Source organism: Nonomuraea turkmeniaca, assembly GCF_005889735.1.
GTDB lineage: Bacteria > Actinomycetota > Actinomycetes > Streptosporangiales > Streptosporangiaceae > Nonomuraea > Nonomuraea turkmeniaca.
Genome location: NZ_VCKY01000095.1, coordinates 18,738 through 38,060, shown reverse-complemented (window position 1 = coordinate 38,060; position 19,323 = coordinate 18,738). Strand labels below are relative to the sequence as shown.

Here is a 19,323-nt window from a genome sequence, read left to right as displayed (position 1 = left end):
CCCCCGCCCACCGGCTCGGCCTGGGCGGCCGGCGTGGTCGTCAGGGCCAGGGTGGCGAGGATGACGGCGGCGAACGCGGCCACCCGGCGGACGGGCCCGCGGTGCTGAGCCTTCACGGGGCCTCCACGACTCGGCTGCCCCCATCCTCGACGCCGCGGCGACCCTTGTCCAGGATCAGGTGAGACCGCACATGCTGGCCGATGGGTCATCTGGCCAGGATGCGGACGTTTCCGGAAGTGCTGCGGGCGACGATCTTGCTGGTGGCCTTGGCGTCGTTCTCGATCTCGGAGCGCTCGCTGCCGTCCGTGCTCTTCGCCGTCACCGCATAAGAGCCCTTCGGCACGGCCGCCGTCACCCTGCCATCGCTGGACTGGAGATCCAGGTCGGTCGGTGGGCTGGTGAAGGAGAGGTCGATCGCACCGTCCAGGGTCCGGCATCGGACGTTCGCCGACTTCAGCCCGTCACCCGTGATCGGGCCCTCGCTGCGGAGTCGCAACCTTCCCGAGGTGCCGGACAACTGGATGCGATCCCGGCTGGAGATGTCCACGTCCTGCGGGAGGTCTTTGAGTACGACGCCGTCCGCCGCGTCGATGGACAGCCGGATGCCGGGCGGGACCTTGATGTGGTAGCGGGCGCCGCAGTCGCCGAGGACCAGGTTGCAGTTCGCGCTCAGCCGGAGGGTGGCGTCCCTCAGGGACCAGGTGGCGCCGCCCTCGTCGGCGGCCTTGCCGCGGACCCACCGCTCCACCTCGACCGTGTCGCCGGTGCCGGGAAGCACGCGGACGCCGCCCAGGGAGGAGATGATCCTCAGGGAGGTCCCGCTCACGGGGAACGACTGTGCCGAGTGCACCTCTTCGGCGTCCAGATCCAGGCCGCCGCAACCGGCGGTGGCCAACACCACCGCCGCCGCACATGCTGCTAATGCCGCGATTCGCCTCATGAGTCGATCGTGGCCGGGCGCCACACGCCGCTCATCGGCCATCCGGCCGAGCCCGATCGGCCATTCGGCCATCCGGCTGCCGCGCGGCCATGCGGCCATCCGGCCGCGCCCGGCGGCCAGATGGCCGGTCCTACAGGGCCGACAGCAGGGCCGTGACGTGGTGCAGCGGGTCCGAACCGAGCGGACGCACCGCCACCGTGTCAGCCCCTGCCGCCCACAAGCTCTTGACCTGCGCCGCCGCCTCCTCCGGCGAGCCGTGCGCCATCACCACATCCTCCGGAGCGACCCCCAGGAACGACGCCTGCCCCTCCACCATGGCCTCGGGGATGTCCTCCCCGCCGGTGTGCAGGAACGTGAAGACCACCAGCTCGTGATCGTCGCTGTCCGCGGCCCCGATCCGCTCCAGGATTCCGGGCACCTGAGCGGGCCCGATGCCCTCGGGCACGATCGTCCCCTGCGCCACGCGCCCCGACAGCGCCAGCGACTTCGGACTCTTCACCCCGGTCAGCACGGGCGGCACCACGGCGGGCGGATGCACGAGCGACACCCCGTCCAGGTGCACGGACTTGCCGTGCAGCGTGACGGTTTCGCCCCGCAACAACGCGCGTACGGCCGTGACCGTCTCCTCCAAGAGGGCGAGCGGCGACGGCGGGGCGGCGCCCACCTGGCGCATCCAGTCCGATACGCCGTGCCCGATCCCCGCCGCCAGCCGGCCGGGATGCAGGCGCGCCAGGTTGCCCAGCTCCATCGCCAGCAACATCGGGTTACGCAGGGGAGCGGGGGCGATGCCGATGCCGACCCGCAGGCGGGAGGTGACGGCCAGAGCGGTGGCGGCCGAGGAGATGCCGCCGGTCCAGCCCAGGTCCTCCACCACCCACAGGTCGTCGACGGCCGTCGCGTCCAGCGCCTTGGCGAACGGGATGAGCTGCTCGGGCGGCAGGCCCCTGTCGAACATCACGCCAAGCCTCATGATTGCCTCCAGTAGTAGCGGAACACCCGGCCGACCTCCGAGTATCCAGCACGCAGGAAGGCGTTGGCAGTGGGGACGTTGGCGACGTCCGTCGCCGCGACGACGCGCTGCACGCCTGCTTCGGCCAGCGTCCTGGTGCCTCTGGCGAGGAGGTCGTCGACGTAGCCGCGGCCGCGGTGCTCGGGCACGACGCCGATGTAGGCGATCGAGTGGTCGTCGGGGGCCACCAGGCCCACGGGGGAGTCGCCCAGGTGCCCGATGACGAACCAGTCGGGTTTGGCCCTGCGGCTCATCAGGTCGTCGTACATCCATCGGGCCTCTCGCTCGGCGCCCCCCGTGGCGACCTCGATCCGGGTGTCGTGGTCGAGTGAGCCCTCGGAGACGCGTACGAGGAGGTCGATCACCTCGGCAGGGGGCATGCTGCGGGCCGGCCGGTACGTCAGCCGCCCAGGATCAAAAGGGATATCAGTGCCCGCGACCCATTCGAGTGCCAGCCGCTCGACCTCCATGGCGAACCCGGCCAGGGTGAGCGCCTGGTGCTCGACGGCGCGGTCGACGACGGGGGTGAGCCCGGACTTGAGCGGGATGTCGTGAATGATCTTCTTCAGGCCCATCGTGCTCAGGCTGCGGCGCAGCAGGCCGGCGGCGGCGACGGGATCCGGGCCCGGGTCGAACTGCCAGACGATCACCGGCTCCGAGCCTGGGAGGGGCGCCCAGTACGACAGGCGGGCCGGCCCTTCCGCGAAGCACCACTCAGGACGCGTCCTGCCTTCGTCGAAGGCGGCAGCGAGCTGGGAGCGCGCAGGCTCGGGAAACTGGTCGAACAACGTGAAGGCCTCCACACGTGCAGGGGCTCTCCGCCAGGTGATGGGGAGGTGTGCCCGAAGAACATGACCATGTTCTCGCACACCTGAAAGTAACGATTGACAAGGGATGTCAGGCGGCGCTGGCGAGCGCCGTGCGGGCCTCGCCGATCGACTCGCTCGTCTCGAAATGCCGGTCGAGATTGGTGATCATCAGCAAATGGCGGATCATGCCGGGCGCCAACACCAGGATCATGCGTCCGCGCATCTGATGGATGCGGTTGAGCGTGGCCACCAGCACGCCCAGCCCCACGGAGTCGCAGAACGGCACCTCAGTCAGGTCGATCACCAGGTTGGGCGGGTCCGCCTCGGCGATCGCCTGCTCCAACTCGGCCCGCAACCGAGGAGCTCCCGCGACGTCGAGATCACCCACGACGTGCAGAACCATGCAGGGGTCTTCCCGCCAACACCTGACCACCATGGGCCTCACCTGCCCGAACTGCCGAAAGTTATGCCTATTTCTTACATATGTTCTCCATTGCCGTTTTGGTCGTTGGTGTAACACTCGGCTTGGCACTTGGGGCGGTGGTGGACTTCTGTTTCTGGATTTTCGGCTGGTCGCTGCCGACGATGACCTCGATGCCGTCGACGTCCGCCTTTTTCAGCTCGGCCCCGGGAATGGCGGCGGCCACCACGCGGGCGGCGTCCTCCTGGCCCGTGGCGTACCGGACGACGGTCTTCTTGTAGTCCTTCTTCGTGGTGTTGCCCGGCTCGCCCTGGACCTTGAAGCCGTACGCGACCAGCGCCGTCTTCGTACGCGCCCCGAGACCGGTGATCAACGTGCCGTTCTTGACCTTGAGCTTGATGCTGCCCGGCGTGATCGCCGACGGTTTGGCGGAAGGGGAGGGAGAAACCGTGGGTGTGGGCTTGGCGGGATCCTGATCGGCGTTGATCTTGGCGAACATGTCGCGCGCCGCCTGCTTGTCCCACAACACCGCGGACTCGCCCGTCGGCGCCTTGAAGTCGACGTTCGCCAGCGGCACCTCGGCGAACTTCACGTTCTCCAGCGACACGTCCCTCAGCTGCGTGGCCAGCCCCAGCAGCCCGTCGTCCGGGTCCACCTTCACCGTGCTGAGCGTCGAGTTGACGAACGAGGCCAGCTTGCCGGGGTTGGCCATCGTGTCGGCGCTCAGCGCCCGGTTGAGCAGGGCCGAGACGACCTGCTGCTGCCGGTCGATGCGGTCGAGGTCGGAGCGGGCGGTGGCGCGCGTGCGGGCGTAGCCGAGCGCCTGCACGCCCTCGAGCTGGTGGGTGCCCGCGGGCAGGTTGAGCCCGGTCTTGGGGTCGTTGATCGGCACCGGCGTGCACACCGTGACGCCGCCGAGCGAGTCCACGACGTCGATGAAGCCGAGGATGTTGACCTCGATGTAGCGGTTGATCTGCAGCCCGGTGGCGGACTCGACGGTCTGCTTGGCGAGCTTGGGCCCGCCGAACTGGTACGCGGAGTTGATCTTGTGTTCGCCCTTGCCGGGCACCGTCGTCCAGGTGTCGCGCGGCAGGCTCACCACGGTGACCCGGCGGTGATCCTCGGACAGGTGGATCACCATCATGGTGTCGGTGCGCTGTCCCGCCTCGCGGCCCAGCTTGAGCCGGTTCTGCTGCTGCCGGGTGAGGTCGTCACGCTTGTCCACGCCGACCAGCAGGATGTTCTCGGCGCCGCGGGTGGGGGCGGTCACGCCCGCGTCGACGGTGCCGATCTGGCGCGGGGTGGCCCACACCACGCCCGTGGTGACGAGCACGCACGTGGACAGGAACCCGGCCACGATCACATTGCGCCGGCGTGCCTTGGCGCTCCTCTTGAACGGTCTGCGCGGACGGCCGGGCGGGAGCCTGACGCCGCCGTAGGCGTCGCCGCCCACGAGCACTCCGGCGTCCTCCTCGCCCGAGTCACTCATGCGCCCTCCTTCGTCGGACGCATGAACGACAGTCGGCAGTGTTTGATGGGTCGCTCGCTTCGCTCGCTCACTGCCGTCCCCCTCCTGTGATCCGGTGGATCGGGCTTTCGATTGCCCTCCTGCCCTGCCGGTACAGTAGCGTGAGCCCCGCCATGAAGCAGTTCCCCGACTCGCCGCAGGCGCCCGCGGAAACGCGCGCCTGGCCCCCCATATCCGTCGTCATGCCGGTCCTCAACGAGGAGCGGCACCTTCGCGAGGCCGTCGACCAGGTCCTCGCCCAGAGATACCCCGGCGACATCCAGGTCGTGCTCGCCGTGGGTCCGTCCCAAGACCGCACCCAGGAGGTCGCCGACGCCATCGCGGCGGCCGACCCCCGGGTGACCGTGGTGCCCAACCCGACGGGCCGCACCCCCAACGCACTCAACGCCGCGATCGCCGCCTCCCGCAACGGCATCATCGCCAGAGTCGACGGGCACGCCATGCTGCCCCCCGACTACCTGCGCATCGCGGTCGAGACGCTGGCGGAGACCGGCGCCGACAACGTGGGCGGCATCATGGCGGCCGAGGGCGTCACACCCTTCGAGCAGGCCGTGGCCTGCGCCATGACCTCCAAGATCGGCGTGGGCGCGGCCGCGTTCCACGTGGGCGGCACGGCCGGCCCCGCCGACACCGTCTACCTCGGCGTCTTCCGCCGCTCGGCGCTCGACCGGGTGGGCGGCTACGACGAGCACTTCCAGCGGGCCCAGGACTGGGAGATGAACCACCGCATCCGCCAGAGCGGCGGGCTGGTGTGGTTCCAGCCGCGCATGCGGGTCTCCTACCGGCCGCGGCCCAACGTCAAGGCCCTGGCCAAGCAGTACTTCCACTACGGCCGCTGGCGGCGGGTGGTCGCGCGCACCCACGAGGGCACGATCAACCTGCGGTACCTGGCGCCGCCCGCCGCGGTGCTGGCCATGCTGCTGGGGCTGGTCGTCTCGCCGTTCTTCCCGCTCGCGCTCATCGTCCCCGGCGGTTACGCGCTCGCCATCGTGGCGGGCTCGGTGGTGACCGGCAGCGGGCTGTCCCCGGCGGCGCGGCTGCGGCTGCCGATCGTGTACGCCACCATGCACTGCTCCTGGGGCTGGGGCTTCCTCACGAGCCCGAAGAAGCTGGCTCGCCCGCCGAAGTCATGACCCGCTCGACCGCCGCGTTGAAGCGGGCCAGCGCGTCCGGATACTCCGGCCCGAACAAGTAGCTCCTGAGCTTGATCCTGGCTCGGGCCAGCGTGTCCTCCCCGTCGAGGAACTCCGCGAGCCCGGCCAGGTCCTTGCCCAGCAGCATGCCTGCCTCGGTGCTCGGATACCGCTCGTGGAAGGCACGTTCGGGCAGGCCGGCCACGTTCGTCACGGCGTACGGCTTCTCGCTGGCCAGGAAGTCGGCCACGACGCTGGAGATGTCGCTGATCAGCAGGTCGCACTGGTTGAAGCAGTCGTACAGGTGCGGCTCATGGCCGGTGACGATCATGTGGGCGATCCGCGGCGTCGATCCGGTCGCACGGGACGGGTGCCTCGCCTTCGACTTGGCCAGCTCCACCGCCTCGATCATGGTGACGATCTTCCGGTGCGCGCGCAGGGCGCTCTTGTCGCGGTATCCGGTGAGCGGGTGCGGCTTGTAGATCACGCGGAGGGGTGGATCGTGCTCCAGCAACGCCCGCACGATGCGCGGCCCCATGGTGATCAAGGACGTGTGGAACAGGTCGTCGTTCCAGCCTTCCCAGGTGGGGGCGTACAGGACGGTCCGGTACGGCAGCCCGGGCCCCTCCGTCGAGATGCCCTCCAGTTGCGGCCGGCCGACCTCGTGGATGCACTCGTCCCTGACGCCCACCTTGGCCCGGCGGTAACGGTCGCGTCCCGCGGGCCCGGCCACCCACACCTCGTCGTACACCCGGGAGAACGGGTTGAACGACGCCTCCTTGTCGCTGTCGCCGTGGTTGAGGAACGCGCTGCGCAGCGTGGGGATGCGCAGCATGGGGACGTTCCCGCCGACGTTGGAGACGTACAGGCACAACTTGGCGCTGAAGAGGGCGTGGAAGCTCATCAGGTCGGCCGAGGACGGGATGCACACCATCGGCAGCGTCGAAGGCTCCAGATGGGCGGCCATGCCGCGCTCGCGCAGCACCACGATGGCCCGCCGGTCGATGCGCTCCAGCGTGGGCAGCCACATCCTGGCCTGGTAGGCGGCGGCGGTGGCGCCGGAGAAGTACAGGATGACCTCCGGGCGGTAGGCCCTGACCTGCTCGCTCACGACCTGGATGACCCGGGCCTTGTCGGTGAGCGGCAGGGCCCGCCGCACGTAAGGGATCAGCGCCAGCGCGCCGATCGTGCCGCACACGAGCGCCAGGGCCGCGCCGCAGGCCGCCGCGACGGCGCCGGCCGCGGCCCCGAGCACGGGCAGCACGTCCAGGTAGAGGAACCGCACGCTGCGGGCGTTGCCCAGCCAGCCCGGCGGCATCTTCGGGATCCGCAGCGCCGAGACGTCCAGGCTGCGAGTGGTGACCGGCATACTGCTGAGCGTCTGCCTGAGCCGCAGAGCCAGCCCCGTGTGCACGGCCCGCACCCCGTGAATCCCGAACATCCCCGCCGCCAGCGCCACGAACCACGGCGAATCCGGGCCCACCGTCCGCGCCACCAGCAGCAGCGCCGCCGTCTGCCGGGCCGCGAATCGCAGCGTCACCCCCAGGTGCACCCTGCCGAGTACGTCGGTCAACCGCCTCGCGACGCGCGGCGCGGCGTACTCGGCGGCGTAGGAGAGCGCGGCCACCACCCCGAACAGCAGCGGCGCCGGCCAGAGGGCCGACACCAGCAGCGCGGGGTAGCAGACGAGCAGCGCCGCGATCACGATGAGTTTCCTCATGTGATCGCACAGTAACAAGCCTCAGGTCAAGCAGCGTCCACGCCACGCCTGCAACGCGGGGGTTTTCACGTACTTGACCCTTATGCCATCGGTCGACCGGCGGCCAGCCGCAAGAGCAGCTCGGCGATCTGGAGGTCGGCGGGGTGGGTGACCTTGATGTTGTGCTCGCTGCCCGGCACCAGGTGGATCGGCACCTCGGGCAGGTAACGCAGCACCACGCCGCAGTCGTCGGTGGCCGGGCGGCTGCCGAAGCCGGGGTCGGCGAACGCCCGTTCGTACGCCTCCCTGATCACCGACAGCTTGAAGCACTGCGGCGTCTGGCTGCGCCGCAGCCGCGACCGGTCAAGCACCTCGCCGATGACCTCGCCGTCCGGCCCCGGCACGGCCACGAAGACGGTGTCGGAGCTCGGGATCGCCACGTTGACGGCTCGATGCGTGCGCAGCGCGCGGACGCAGTCGGTGATGATCCTGGGCTCCACGAGCGGGCGTACGGCGTCGTGCAGCAGCACATCGCACTCCTCCGTCCCCAGCGCCTGCAGGGCCCGCCACGTGCTCTCGGTACGGCTCGCGCCCCCCTCCACGATCTTGGTGACCTTGCGGTAGCCGCCCTTTTCCACGATCTCGCGCACCCGGTCGGTGTAGCCCGGCGTCATCAGCACCACGATCTCGTCGATCTCCGGCGCGTCCTCGAACACGGCGATCGAATGCTCGATGATCGTCTTTCCGGCGATCTCGGCGAGTTGCTTGGGAGTGGCCAACCCCACCCGCTGCCCCACACCGCCCGCCAAAAGCACGCCAACCGACCTGGAATCCATAGCGGCAGAGTATCGGTGCCGCTCCGTGATATTGCCTTGACCTGTCGCTACGCTTGCTAGGCACCCCCAAGCCCACGCGCTCCACCCCCGGCCGGGAGGAGACCCGCGCTTTGCCTGACTCGTTGACGTCCCGCGAGAGCACGACCACGTCGGTCGTGCTGCTCGCCACGACCCCGGCCGGCCGGCTCTCCTGTGCGGACGGCACGCTGCTGGACCGGATCACCGGCCAGCTCGCCACGCTGCCCGTGAGCGAGATCCACGTGGTCACCCCGGGCGGCGGGCTCGGCGCCGACCTCAGGGGCGTCGCCAAGATCGCCAGGATCTCGACGGGCGCCCTCGCCGTGCTCCCCGCCGACCTCGTGGCCCACACCGAGGCCCTCGCGTTGCTGCTGGAGCATCCCGCGCACGCCACCGGGGCGCTAGTCTTCCCCGACGCCATCGCGGGGCCCATGCGGCCGCCCGTACGCGTCGAGGGCGGGAAGGTCGTCGCCGCGGGCAGCTCTTTCCACGTCGTCCCCGAGGCGAACGCCACGTTCCGCGGGGGGTTGCAGGCCGGCGAGTCCGACCTCGGCACGCTGGCCGACATCGCCGAGGAGCTGGCCGAGCTGGCCGACGCCGGCAGGCTCGGCCCGGTCACCGCGGTCGAGGCCGTGGACCTGCTGCTGGTCGGGCTGGTCAGGTCGGGTGCGCAGGTGCGGGCCGCGGCGATCGGGCCGCTGCACGCCGACCGGGTGACCGGCCAGCAGGCCGCCGACACCGCCATCGCCGCGCTGGCCGATGTGGACGAGGCCAGGGTCAGGCTCGACACCTCGGTCAAGCAGGACGACGGCTTCTTCGCCACGTTCTTCGTCTCCACCTGGTCGCGCTACCTGATCAAGCCGGCCGTCAAGCTCAAGCTCACCCCCAACACCGTCACCGGCGTCTCGGTCGCCCTGGCCCTCCTGGCGGCCGTGTGGTTCTCCGCCGGCACTCAGGGCGGGCGGTTGCTCGGGGCGCTGCTGTTCTACCTGTCGTTCGTGCTCGACTGCCTCGACGGCCAGCTGGCCCGCTACACCCGCACCTTTTCGCCGCTCGGCGCCTGGGCGGACGGCATGGCGGACCGGTTCAAGGAGTACACCGTCTACATCGGCCTGGCCGTCGGCTCCACCGACCCCGGCATCTGGCGCCTCGCCGTGGCCGCGACCATCCTGCAGGTCGTCCGGCACAGCATCGACTTCGCCTACGCCGGGGCCGTCGCCGACGCGGCCCGGGTCGGGGCGGGCTGGGGCAGGCCGCCCCGCTCGCTGCTGGAGTCGGCCCACGGCCGGCGCCCGACCGGCTTTCTCGGCCTGACCCAGATCGTGGGCCGCCGGGTGGCCGGCCACTGGGCCAAGAAGATCATCATGCTGTCCGTCGGTGAGCGGACCGCGTTGATCGCCGTCACCGCCGCCTTCTGGAACGCCCGCGTGACGTTCCTCTCCCTGCTCTGCTGGGGCGGCGTGGCGGTCCTCTATCAGCTCGCCGGACGAATGCTGAGGTCGGCGCGATGAGCCCGGTGCACATGGCCCCCGTACCCAACAGCACCGTCGTGGCCTACCGCGACGACGGGCCGCTCTCGCGCGCCATGGGCCTGCTCGTGGCCGGGCAGCTGCCACCGCTGCCGCCGGTGCTCGCGGGCACCTTCGTGACCGGCGTGCTGCTGGTGCTCGGCGTGGCGGGGACGGACGGGCTCGCGGTGTTCGCGCCGGCCGTGACGTTGCTGCTGGCCGGGCCGGGCAGCACACATCCGCACGACGGCAGGTTCGACTGGCTCGTGCCGCCGATCCTGCGGGTCATCGAGTACACGTTCGTGGCGGCGGTCGGGTTCGCCCACCAGCTGAACCCGGGGCTGATCTTCCTGTTGCTCGGCGCGCTGGCGTTCCACCACTACGATCTGGTCTACCGGTTGCGGCAGCGTGTGTACGCTCCGTCGTGGCTGGCCACGCTGGGGCTCGGCTGGGACGGCCGGATGATGGCGGTCTCGCTGGTCGCGCTCATGGGGCCGCTGACCTTCGGTTATGCCGTGCTCGCCCTCTACCTGTGGGCGTTGTTCGGCGGGGAGAGCCTGACCTGCTGGCTGGCCGCACCCCGATCCGGGGTGGAGGCGAGCGATATGGGAACGCAAGACTAACGCCGGATTACCCGCGGAGGGCCCAAAGGGAACTAACCTTTGGGCCTACGTACGTCATGCTCGACATGCTCGACTGAGGAGTGCACGTTGCTGGGAATGGTGCTGGCCGCTGGGGCCGGACGACGCCTGCGGCCGTACACCGACACGCTGCCCAAGGCGCTCGTGCCGGTCGACGGTGAAACCACGATCATGGACATCTCGCTGCGCAATCTCGCCGAGGTGGACCTGCGCGAGATCGTGATCGTCGTCGGGTACGCGGCGCAGGCCGTGCACGAGCGCAAGGACGCCTTCGAGAAGAAGTACGGCGTCAAGCTCACCCTGGTGCACAACGACAAGGCCGAGGAGTGGAACAACGCCTACTCCCTGTGGTGCGCCCGCGACTACTTCTCCCAGGGTGCGCTGCTGGTCAACGGTGACACCGTGCACCCGGTCTCGGTCGAGAAGACGCTCCTGTCCGCCCCCGAGACCAGCGACATCCTGCTCGCCGTCGACAACGTCAAAAAGCTCGCCGACGAGGAGATGAAGGTCACGCTCTCGCCCGACGGCTCGCTGCGGCGCATCACCAAGCTGATGGACCCGGCCGAGGCCTACGGCGAGTACATCGGCGCCACCCTCATCAGGCCGGGCGCCGGAGAGCGGCTGGCCGACGCGCTGCGGGCCACGTTCGAGCGCGACCCGCAGCTCTACTACGAGGACGGCTATCAGGAGATGGTCGAGCGGGGCGAGACGATCCACGCCGCGCCCATCGGCGAGGTCGACTGGGTCGAGGTGGACAACCACGACGACCTGGCCAAAGCCCGCACCATAGCCGTTCGCTACTGAGGGGGCGGGCATGCCGCTTCTCGCGAGGATGTTGCCGGCGCCGCTGACCATGCAGGTCAGGCGCGGCGCCGTCGCCGAACTCGGCGTCCTACTGGCCGACAGCCGGGTGGCGACCTCTGGCAGGGTCGCCGTGGCCGTCGGCCCGGGCCAGGGCGACCACATCGAGAGCCTGATCGCGCCCCAGCTGGACGAGGCCGAGGTGTTCAGAGTGGCCGACGGGTCGGTCGACGCGGCCGTCACGCTCGGCGCCGACCTGCGTAAGGGCGCCTACGAGGTGGTGGTCGGCGTCGGCGGCGGCAAGACGATCGACGCGACCAAATACGCCGCGTCGCTCGCCGGCATCCCGATGGTCGCGGTGGCCACCAACCTCTCCCACGACGGCATCTGCTCGCCCACGGCCTCCCTCGTCTACGAGGGAGGCAAGGGCACGTTCGGGGTGCCGATGCCGCTGGCGATCCTGGTCGACCTGGACTTCGTGCACAATGCGCCGAAGTCGCTCGTCCGGGCAGGCGTGGGCGACGTCGTGAGCAACCTGTCGGCCATCGAGGACTGGCAGCTGGGCAACATCGAGCGGGGCGAGCCGATCGACGGGCTGGCCTGCTCGATGGCCCGCACCGCCGCCGAGGCGCTCATCGGCCGCGCCGACTCCATCGAGTCCGACGCCTTCCTGACCGTGCTGGCCGAATCCCTGATCCTGTCGGGCATGTCGATGGTGATCGCGGGCTCCTCGCGTCCCGCGAGTGGTGGAGACCATGAGATCCTTCATGCCGTGGATCAGCTTTTCCCCGGCACCTCCAACCACGGCGAGCTCGCCGGGATCGGTGCCGCCTTCTGCTTCTTCCTCAGGGAGGACAAGGCTCGCGTCGCGCAGGTCGTCGACTGCCTGCGCCGCCACGAGCTGCCGGTCGTCCCGGCCGACATCGGGCTGAGCGACGCGCAGTTCGCCGAGGCCGTCGCACTGGCCCCGGCCACCCGTCCCGGCCGTTACACGATCCTGGAGCACCTGCGCATGCAGGACACCGAGATCCACGATCGGGTGGGGGACTATGTCCGGGCCTTCGGTCGCTGAGCTGCGGCGGGTCGCCCAGCCCGCCGGCACCATGGACCGCAAGAGCGGCGAACACTGGGCCGGCACGCTCTACATGCGCAGGATGTCCATCTACGTCACGTGGCTGCTGGCCAAGACGCCGATCACGCCCAACCAGACCACCGGGCTGATGATCGTGACCGGGGTGGCCGCGGGCGTGGTCCTGGCGCTGCCCGGCGTGGCCGCGGCGGTGCTGGCGTTCCTGCTGGTGCAGCTCTACCTGCTGCTCGACTGCTCCGACGGCGAGCTGGCACGCTGGACGCAGCGCACCTCGATCACCGGGGTCTACCTCGACCGGGTGGGCCACTACTTCGCCGAGGCGGCCCTGCTCATCGGGCTGGGCTTCCGGGCGTCGATGGTCATACCGGACTGGTATACCGTGCTCGGCGTCGGGACGGCGCTCGGGGCCATCCTGATCAAGGCGGAGACCGACCTGGTGGACGTGGCGCGGGCCCGTTCCGGGTTGCCTGCCGCGACCGAGGCGCAGGCCGGGCAGATTCGGTCCGGGCTGCTGGCGTTGGGGCGCAGGATCCTGTCGGCGACCAAGTTCCACCGGATCATGCAGGCTGTCGAGCTGTCGATCCTGGTCGTGGTCGCGGCCGTCGTGGACGTGTTCATCGGGGACATACTGGCCACAAGGGTGCTGTTGATCGCGTGTTTCCTCGCGGCTTGCCTACAAGTGGTTCTGCATTTGGTAAGCATCCTCGCGTCGAGACGCTTGGCGTGATGCCATGTCGGAACCGGAGACGGTCGGCGTCCGTCGTATAGATCGGACGTCCGCCGTTCGGTGGGGGTTCATCCCCAGTTCCGATACGCTTAGCTTCACCCGTACCCAGAAACAGACTCGGTGATCATGAAAGCATGCCACGACCGCCTGGTGATCTCTTGAAGATCTCGTGCGTCATTCTCACCATGGGCAACCGGGTCGCGGAGCTGAACCGGGCGGTCGAGTCCGCGCTCAACCAGATCGACGGCGACGTCGAAGTGGTGATCGTGGGCAATGGCGCCGACGTGCCCGAGGTGTCGGCCACGCCACCCGAGGGATCGGCCGCGGTCGTGAAATCGATCCGGCTCGACCAGAACGCGGGCATCCCCGCCGGCCGTAACCGCGGCGTGGAGGAGTGCTCGGGAGACGTCGTGCTGTTCCTCGACGACGACGGCTGGTACGCCAGCCAGAAGGTCGTCGCCCACGTGCGCGACCGCTTCGCCACCGAGCCGGACCTGGCGGTCATCTCCTTCCGGGTGATGGACCCTGACGGCGGCATCGGCCAGCGGCGCCACGTCCCCCGGTTGCGCGCGGGCGACCCACAGCGCTCCTCGCCGGTCACGACCTTCCTCGGTGGCGCATCGGCCGTCAGGCGCTCGGCGTTCCTGCAGGTGGGCGGCCTGCCGGAGCGGTTCTTCTACGCGCACGAGGAGACCGACCTGGCCTGGCGGCTGCTCGGCGAGGGCTACCGGATCGAGTACGACGCCGAGACGGTGATGTACCACCCGCAGGTCCCGCCGACCCGGCACGCCAACTTCCACCGGCTCAACGCCCGCAACCGGGTCTGGCTGGCCCGGCGCAACCTGCCATGGCCGCTGGCGGCGCTCTACCTGACCAACTGGGTGGTGCTCACCCTCGTCCGCGAGCGCGGCTCGGCGACGGCGCTCAGGGCATGGTTCGCCGGGTTCATGGAGGGTCTGCGCAGCCCGGCGGGCGAGCGGCGGCCCATGGCCTGGCGCACGGCCTGGCGCATGGTCAAGCTCGGCCGCCCCCCGATCGTCTAGCTCAGACCTCCACCGCCGCACCGAACGTCATGGCCGCCCGCGAGACGGTCGTGGCGAACATCGCCCGCTTGGGCAGCCCCAGTTCGCTCAGCTCCTTGGCGATGGGATGGTTGCCGAGGCGGATCAGCGCGCCGCTGGGCCGCATCCTGGCGCCGCGGGCGCGTACGGACCAGGGAACGCGCCGCGTGACCCCGTCCAGGTGCGTGTACGCGTCCATCGGCGTCATCGCCGCGGCGGCCGGCACGGGCACGCCCGGCTTGATCAGCATGTCCAGCACGAGCCGATCGTCCTTGCGGAGGATGCACCGTTTGTAGGGCGAGTCGAGCCGCAACTCGATGTCCGCGAGCTCTTTCGGGAACCCCCAGATCGTGCGCCCAGCGTCCAGCGTGAACCGCTGGTCCACGGGCAGCCAGTGCACGAAGATCCCCGACTGCCGCAGATCGGCGAGCCCCTTGGCTCCCGATGCGCCCGGAGGACGGACCAGGAAGGCCATCCCGAACTCGTGGTAGGTGTCGAGGTCCCCATCCCGGTAGTCGACGAACAGCAGCATGCAGACGGCCTTGCCGGGCAGCGCCTCGGCCACGTCGAGCCCTGAGTACGCGATGACCGCCCTGGCGGCGTCCGCACGCACCGGGTAGAAGGCGCTGCAGATCTCCGCGTCCCTCACCCGGACAGGCATGTCCACCGCCCGGCCTTGGATCAGATGCGATGCCATGGACCCAGTACATCAACCCCCGGCCCGGCCCGCCATGGCTACACCGCCAGAGCGTGCGTGGCGGACCGGCCCGCCCACAACTCGGCCTGGCGCACGAAGGCCGCCGCGTGGTCCGGCCAGTGGTGGCGCAGGCGCGCCTCGGCGTGGCCTTGGGCTCCGAGCTTGGCCCGCCGCACCGGGTTCTCCTTCAGGTCGAGTACGGCGTTCAGCACCGCGTCCACGTCCAGCGGCACGACCAGCCCGCAACCGGCGCCCTCCACCAACGCGGCCCCCTGCGGCGTCGTGATCACCGGCAGCCCGCGGCCCATGTAGTCCATGATCTTCGTCGGCGCCTCGCTGACCGTGTCGTCGGCCAGCGAGAGGCCGGCCAGCGCGCCCTCGGCCATGCGCAGCGCGTGCCGGTTGGGCACGTATCCGAACCAGTCGAGCAGGCCGACCCGCTGCGCGTCCCGCAACAGCGGGCGCACGTCGCGCTCCGCCGCCCCCATGAGGTCCAGCCTGACGCCGTGCGGGACCAGGCGCTCCGCCAGGCCGATCAGCTCGTTGACGCCGCGATCGGCGGCCAGCCGGCCGATGTGCACGACCCTGGTGTCGCCAGGAGGGGGAGGGCTGGACGACACCAGGGTCGCTTCGGGCACCACCGCGGAGGTGATCACTCGGTGGCGGCGCTCGGCGCGGGCCAGTTGCCGGGGGGTGACCCCTTCGCGCATGTCCCACACGACCGGAGGACGCCGGTACGGCAGCGCGTGCAGCAGCCTGTAGTCGTGGACGATCAGCAGGTCCGCCCCCTTGACGCCGCGTCTGAGCGCCGAGCGCGCCTTGCCGTACGGGGCCGAGCGCGCCACGTCCACCGCGGTGAGCCCCATGACCGGAGTCACGTTGTAGTAGGTGAACGGCGCCACGTAGGTCACCTCGTGGCCCGCGTCGAGCAACGCCCTGATCTGCCTGTGCATGATCCGGGCGTCCTCGGGGTGATGGACGGTTGTGGCGACACATGCGCGCATGTGTCGATGCTCCGCGCCTACCAGGTCAAAGGCGTTAATACGGGTGGAACGGTCGCTTAACTTCGAGAGGGGCGGCGATAGAGCCAGACGAGGCGGGGCTCGAGCACCCACTTGAAGACGGTCCTGGTCTCCGGCAGACACAGAATGATCGCCAGCGCGAAGCAGCTGGAGCTGATCGCCAGCACGCCGAGCGGCCCGTGCAGCCACGGGAACTCCAGCCAGCCCATCTCCTTGGCGATCAGCACCGGGATGCCGTGCAGCAGGTAGCAGTAGAGCGTACGGGTGCCGAGGTCGGAGAACCACGTCTCGCTCCTGGGCACCAGCGCCAGCACCGCGAAGCACATGGCCAGCGAGCACACCAGGAGCCCGGTGCGCAGGCCCAGCCCCATGTACCAGGACAGGTCCATGTCCTGGAAGCTGTGCTTGAAGTAGAACGGGTCGAGCGGCGCCCTGGGCGCGATGTAGATCGCCACCGCGGCCGCGCCGATGACCGTGAACACCGACACGATCTTGATCCACCGCCGGTTGAGCAGCTCGAAGTGCTCAGGCTGCATCACCAGGCCGATCACGAAGAACGGCAGGAGGCCGAAGAAGCGGTCCATGCTGAAGTCGCCGGAGATCTGCGAGAACCCGGCGAACAGGTAGATCGCGATCGCCACCGGGACCGGGTATTTCATCCGCTTCCACACCGGTGTGGACAACCGCCAGAACAGCAGCGCCAGCAGGTACCAGTTGAGCCACGCCGGGTCGATGATCGTCAGGCTCCACTTCTGTCCCAGGGAGAAGCGGAGCGCGGCGTAGCCGACCTCGACGATGACGTACGGGACCAGGAACGTGTCGACCAGCTTGTTGGTCTTGGCGTTGGAGTTCCAGAAGTTCCTGGACAGGTAGCCGCTGATCAGTACGAACAGCGGCATGTGGAAGGTGTAGATGAAGACGTAGAGGGCCCTGGAGGAGTCGGCCGACAGCGTCGGCACCAGGGAGTGGCCGACGACCACGAGCGCGATCAGGACGAACTTGACGTTGTCGAGGAACGGATCGCGCTTGCGCTTGGCCGGCTCGGCCTCGGTCTTCGGCTCGGCCTGCGTCAGCGGCCGCTCCTCCGTCGCGACCCGGCCCGCCTCGCCCGGCGCTGCCCCGCCCGGCTGGGCGTCTACGGGCACTCCGCGCGGGCTGGTGGGCCGAACGTCGGCCGGCACTCCGCGGGGATCAACCGGCGGCGGGCCGGCTGGGACCGCGCGTAGGCCGGCGGGCTGAGCGGGACCGGCGGGCTGAGCGGGACCGGCAGGCTGAGCGGGACCGGCAGGCTGAGCGGAGGTGCCCGGGGCCGGCTGGTCGCCCGGCAGGGCACCGTGCGGGTCGGTCCGCTCGCTCCAGAAGGCCTCCTCCGGCAGCGGCCACCGCGCGCCCGTGTTGGCGGGCCCACCTCCCTCGTCCGGACCCGCCGAGCTCGGCGTGGGTGTGGCCGGTGGAGAGAATCTGGTGTCAGACACGAGAAGGACGCTCAGCTTCGCTAGGGGCCGGGGAACACGACGACACCACGACGTGAATACCACCTTACGATTCGGTGTCGCGCTGCGTCGCCGACCCGCAACAGACTATCCGGCTCGAGGGCTTCTGTCTCTCAAGGACGCCCAGAACGCCCGCTTACACAGGGAACTTGGAGCGTCCACCATTCCCTGTGCCTGCTTGAGGAGCTGCGACAATCCACCATCGTCGTGCCGCACTAGGTGCACACGTTCGTCTGCTGCGACGCCGTGATGGTGCTCTGCTTCACGCTGTCGGGCAGCTCCGTCACCTTGACCGACTCGAAGTCCTCGCCCACGACGAGCTGGATCACCGGACCGCTCTTCGGCGTGGTCCCCGCGGCGGCGGTCACCGGCGCGTACGGTTGCGCGTTGGTCGCCGGCACCTTGCCCGCCGCCGGAGCCGGCTTGGGCACGACCGCGCCGGCGAGCGTGCCGGCGTAGTCGGGCGCCGTGGCGATCGACTTGGCGTAGTGGATCTCGCTCTTGGCCATGCTCTGACCGTTCGTGGCCTCGTAGTTGCCCACGCTCACGACGTTGAAGCCCTGCTCGGCGAGCTGGTCGGCGACCTCGCGGGCCTTGCCCACGGTCTTGGTGCCGTTGAGCACCTGGACCTTCACCTGCTCCGGCTTGACGGTGACCTTGGGCTTGGCGCTGGCCGACGGAGTCGGGACGGCGACCTCGGTGTCGGTCCTGATCGCGGTGAACAGCTTGGCGGCGTCAGCCGTCCAGACCACGCGGTTCTTGTTCTCGGGGTCCTCTGCCCACGGGACCGTCGTGAACTGCACGCCCTTGGCCGTCAGCTGCTTGGCGCTCATCGCGATCTCGATGAGCCGCTCGGTGTCGTTGGCCAGCTCGGGGTCCATGGTGACGGACCCGGCCGCTGCGGCGATGAAGCCCCGCAGCTTGCCCACGTCGGTCATCAGGTCACTGCTGGTGGCCTTGGCGACGACCTTGCTCAGGAAGATCTGCTGGCGCTTGATGCGCTGGATGTCGCTGCCGTCGCCGTATTTGCGCAGGCGTACGTATCCGAGCGCCTTCTCACCGTTGAGCAGGCTCTTGCCCGGCGGCAGGACCAGCTTGGACGCCTTGTCGTTGACGCCCGACTTCAGGCAGATCTCGATGCCGCCGAGCGAGTCGACGATGTTCTTGAACCCACTGAAGTCGACCTCGACGAAGTGGTTGATGCGGATCTGCGTGAGCGTCTCGATGGTGGAGATCGTGCAGGCGATGCCGCCGGAGTTGTACGCCGAGTTGATCATGTCGCGGCGCGGGGGCATCTCCTGCTTGGTGGTCTCGTTCTTGCACCGGGGGACCTGCACCATCGAGTCGCGCGGGAAGCTGATCAGCTGTGCCTTGTCGCGGTTGGGCGAGATGTGCATCAGGATGATCGTGTCGGTGCGCTTGCCGCCCGCGTCGGCGAGCCTGGCCGTCTGCTGGCCGTATTTGGCGTTGCCGTCGCCCGCGCGGGTGTCGGAGCCGACGAGCAGCACGTTGAGCGCGCCCGTGTCCGGGGGACGCGGGTTGATGATGTCTTCCTTGACGGGCTTCTGGGTGATGTTGCCGAAGGCGTCCCGGTACATCGTGTAGGCGGTCAGCGAGCCCGCGACCATGACCGACGTGACGCCGATGCTGATCCAGGCCAGCACCCGCATCTTGCCCTGGCCGCCTCCGCCGCCGCGGTGGTTGCGCGGCGGCCGGTCGTCGGGCGGTGGCGGCGGCGGGGCGGCCGCCGCGGCCCGGCGCGCCATCCTGCTGCCGGGCTGGGTGGGGGCGACCCGGCGATCATGCAGCGGGTCGGCTACCGGCACGCTCCTGTAGTCAGTCATACGCCCCCTAGCCTCGTTCCTCGCGCTCGCGCGCCGGCTTGGTCGT

Annotated in this window: 18 protein-coding genes; 7 read left to right on the top strand and 11 right to left on the bottom strand. The window is 69.7% G+C overall.

The window, feature by feature from the left end; translation table 11 throughout:
* Positions 1-205: 205 nt before the first annotated feature.
* The 5 genes from ETD86_RS26295 to ETD86_RS26275 all read right to left on the bottom strand — a co-directional run bounded on the left by ETD86_RS26295 (position 206) and on the right by ETD86_RS26275 (position 4,668).
* On the bottom strand, positions 206-940 hold the full coding sequence (locus tag ETD86_RS26295) for a DUF4097 family beta strand repeat-containing protein (RefSeq protein ID WP_138668834.1): 735 nt from the start codon (positions 938-940) through the stop codon (positions 206-208).
* Positions 941-1,070: 130 nt separating this feature from the next.
* Positions 1,071-1,910, bottom strand: a complete 840-nt coding sequence (locus tag ETD86_RS26290) for an LLM class flavin-dependent oxidoreductase (protein ID WP_246148192.1) — start codon at positions 1,908-1,910, stop codon at positions 1,071-1,073.
* Positions 1,907-2,752 (bottom strand): GNAT family N-acetyltransferase, encoded by an 846-nt coding sequence (locus tag ETD86_RS26285; protein WP_138668833.1) that lies wholly within the window; start codon positions 2,750-2,752, stop codon positions 1,907-1,909. Before ETD86_RS26285 ends, ETD86_RS26290 begins: the two co-directional genes overlap by 4 nt.
* A 94-nt stretch (positions 2,753-2,846) precedes the next feature.
* Positions 2,847-3,161 carry an STAS domain-containing protein gene (locus tag ETD86_RS26280; RefSeq protein ID WP_246148190.1) on the bottom strand — a complete coding sequence of 105 codons (315 nt, stop codon included), beginning with the start codon at positions 3,159-3,161 and terminating at the stop codon, positions 2,847-2,849.
* A 67-nt stretch (positions 3,162-3,228) separates the two neighbouring features.
* Complete coding sequence (locus ETD86_RS26275) at positions 3,229-4,668, bottom strand: LCP family protein (protein WP_138668831.1); 1,440 nt, start codon at positions 4,666-4,668, stop codon at positions 3,229-3,231.
* Positions 4,669-4,820: 152 nt separating this feature from the next.
* Between ETD86_RS26275 and ETD86_RS26270 the strand changes: the two genes are divergently transcribed.
* The gene (locus ETD86_RS26270) at positions 4,821-5,840 is read left to right on the top strand and encodes a glycosyltransferase family 2 protein (protein ID WP_138668842.1); all 1,020 of its coding nucleotides are present in this window, start codon (positions 4,821-4,823) and stop codon (positions 5,838-5,840) included.
* On the opposite strand, the gene ETD86_RS26265 is transcribed toward ETD86_RS26270, so the two are convergent.
* Both ETD86_RS26265 and ETD86_RS26260 read right to left on the bottom strand, forming a co-directional pair.
* Complete coding sequence (locus ETD86_RS26265; RefSeq protein WP_246148188.1) at positions 5,800-7,560, bottom strand: CDP-glycerol glycerophosphotransferase family protein; 1,761 nt, start codon at positions 7,558-7,560, stop codon at positions 5,800-5,802. The genes ETD86_RS26270 and ETD86_RS26265 overlap by 41 nt on opposite strands.
* 80 nt (positions 7,561-7,640) lie before the next feature.
* A complete protein-coding gene (locus ETD86_RS26260) occupies positions 7,641-8,375 on the bottom strand; it encodes an IspD/TarI family cytidylyltransferase (protein ID WP_211370316.1) in 735 nt (244 codons plus the stop codon).
* 110 nt (positions 8,376-8,485) lie between these two features.
* On the opposite strand from ETD86_RS26260, the gene ETD86_RS59225 reads away from it, so the two are divergent.
* The 6 genes from ETD86_RS59225 to ETD86_RS26230 all read left to right on the top strand — a co-directional run bounded on the left by ETD86_RS59225 (position 8,486) and on the right by ETD86_RS26230 (position 14,203).
* Entirely contained in the window at positions 8,486-9,904 is a 1,419-nt protein-coding gene (locus tag ETD86_RS59225; protein ID WP_138668830.1) for a CDP-alcohol phosphatidyltransferase family protein, read from the top strand.
* Complete coding sequence (locus ETD86_RS59220) at positions 9,901-10,524, top strand: DUF5941 domain-containing protein (protein WP_138668829.1); 624 nt, start codon at positions 9,901-9,903, stop codon at positions 10,522-10,524. Before ETD86_RS59225 ends, ETD86_RS59220 begins: the two co-directional genes overlap by 4 nt.
* A gap of 87 nt (positions 10,525-10,611) precedes the next feature.
* Positions 10,612-11,346 (top strand): phosphocholine cytidylyltransferase family protein, encoded by a 735-nt coding sequence (locus ETD86_RS26245; protein ID WP_138668828.1) that lies wholly within the window; start codon positions 10,612-10,614, stop codon positions 11,344-11,346.
* A 28-nt stretch (positions 11,347-11,374) separates the two neighbouring features.
* A complete protein-coding gene (locus ETD86_RS26240; protein ID WP_170223274.1) occupies positions 11,375-12,415 on the top strand; it encodes an iron-containing alcohol dehydrogenase family protein in 1,041 nt (346 codons plus the stop codon).
* Positions 12,393-13,160: a CDP-alcohol phosphatidyltransferase family protein gene (locus ETD86_RS26235; protein WP_138668826.1), complete on the top strand. Its 768-nt coding sequence runs from the start codon at positions 12,393-12,395 to the stop codon at positions 13,158-13,160. Before ETD86_RS26240 ends, ETD86_RS26235 begins: the two co-directional genes overlap by 23 nt.
* 134 nt (positions 13,161-13,294) lie before the next feature.
* Positions 13,295-14,203, top strand: coding sequence for a glycosyltransferase family 2 protein (locus tag ETD86_RS26230; RefSeq protein ID WP_138668825.1), 909 nt, complete (start codon positions 13,295-13,297; stop codon positions 14,201-14,203).
* Between the two features lies 1 nt (position 14,204).
* On the opposite strand, the gene ETD86_RS26225 is transcribed toward ETD86_RS26230, so the two are convergent.
* The 4 genes from ETD86_RS26225 to ETD86_RS26210 all read right to left on the bottom strand — a co-directional run bounded on the left by ETD86_RS26225 (position 14,205) and on the right by ETD86_RS26210 (position 19,277).
* Positions 14,205-14,918: an acetoacetate decarboxylase family protein gene (locus ETD86_RS26225; RefSeq protein WP_138668824.1), complete on the bottom strand. Its 714-nt coding sequence runs from the start codon at positions 14,916-14,918 to the stop codon at positions 14,205-14,207.
* 38 nt (positions 14,919-14,956) lie between these two features.
* A complete protein-coding gene (locus tag ETD86_RS26220; RefSeq protein WP_138668823.1) occupies positions 14,957-15,922 on the bottom strand; it encodes a glycosyltransferase in 966 nt (321 codons plus the stop codon).
* A 56-nt stretch (positions 15,923-15,978) separates the two neighbouring features.
* The gene (locus tag ETD86_RS26215; RefSeq protein WP_170223273.1) at positions 15,979-17,415 is read right to left on the bottom strand and encodes an acyltransferase family protein; all 1,437 of its coding nucleotides are present in this window, start codon (positions 17,413-17,415) and stop codon (positions 15,979-15,981) included.
* Between the two features lie 233 nt (positions 17,416-17,648).
* Positions 17,649-19,277 (bottom strand): LCP family protein, encoded by a 1,629-nt coding sequence (locus tag ETD86_RS26210; protein ID WP_138668821.1) that lies wholly within the window; start codon positions 19,275-19,277, stop codon positions 17,649-17,651.
* Between the last annotated feature and the right edge of the window lie 46 nt (positions 19,278-19,323).

Coding starts and splice junctions, on each gene's coding strand:
- ETD86_RS26295 (WP_138668834.1), bottom strand. CDS start 940: ATGAGGCGAATCGCGGCATTAGCAGCATGTGCGGCGGCGGTGGTGTTG.
- ETD86_RS26290 (WP_246148192.1), bottom strand. CDS start 1,910: ATGAGGCTTGGCGTGATGTTCGACAGGGGCCTGCCGCCCGAGCAGCTC.
- ETD86_RS26280 (WP_246148190.1), bottom strand. CDS start 3,161: ATGGTTCTGCACGTCGTGGGTGATCTCGACGTCGCGGGAGCTCCTCGG.
- ETD86_RS26275 (WP_138668831.1), bottom strand. CDS start 4,668: ATGAGTGACTCGGGCGAGGAGGACGCCGGAGTGCTCGTGGGCGGCGAC.
- ETD86_RS26270 (WP_138668842.1), top strand. CDS start 4,821: ATGAAGCAGTTCCCCGACTCGCCGCAGGCGCCCGCGGAAACGCGCGCC.
- ETD86_RS26265 (WP_246148188.1), bottom strand. CDS start 7,560: ATGAGGAAACTCATCGTGATCGCGGCGCTGCTCGTCTGCTACCCCGCG.
- ETD86_RS26260 (WP_211370316.1), bottom strand. CDS start 8,375: ATGGATTCCAGGTCGGTTGGCGTGCTTTTGGCGGGCGGTGTGGGGCAG.
- ETD86_RS59220 (WP_138668829.1), top strand. CDS start 9,901: ATGAGCCCGGTGCACATGGCCCCCGTACCCAACAGCACCGTCGTGGCC.
- ETD86_RS26240 (WP_170223274.1), top strand. CDS start 11,375: ATGTTGCCGGCGCCGCTGACCATGCAGGTCAGGCGCGGCGCCGTCGCC.
- ETD86_RS26235 (WP_138668826.1), top strand. CDS start 12,393: ATGTCCGGGCCTTCGGTCGCTGAGCTGCGGCGGGTCGCCCAGCCCGCC.
- ETD86_RS26230 (WP_138668825.1), top strand. CDS start 13,295: ATGCCACGACCGCCTGGTGATCTCTTGAAGATCTCGTGCGTCATTCTC.
- ETD86_RS26225 (WP_138668824.1), bottom strand. CDS start 14,918: ATGGCATCGCATCTGATCCAAGGCCGGGCGGTGGACATGCCTGTCCGG.
- ETD86_RS26220 (WP_138668823.1), bottom strand. CDS start 15,922: ATGCGCGCATGTGTCGCCACAACCGTCCATCACCCCGAGGACGCCCGG.
- ETD86_RS26210 (WP_138668821.1), bottom strand. CDS start 19,277: ATGACTGACTACAGGAGCGTGCCGGTAGCCGACCCGCTGCATGATCGC.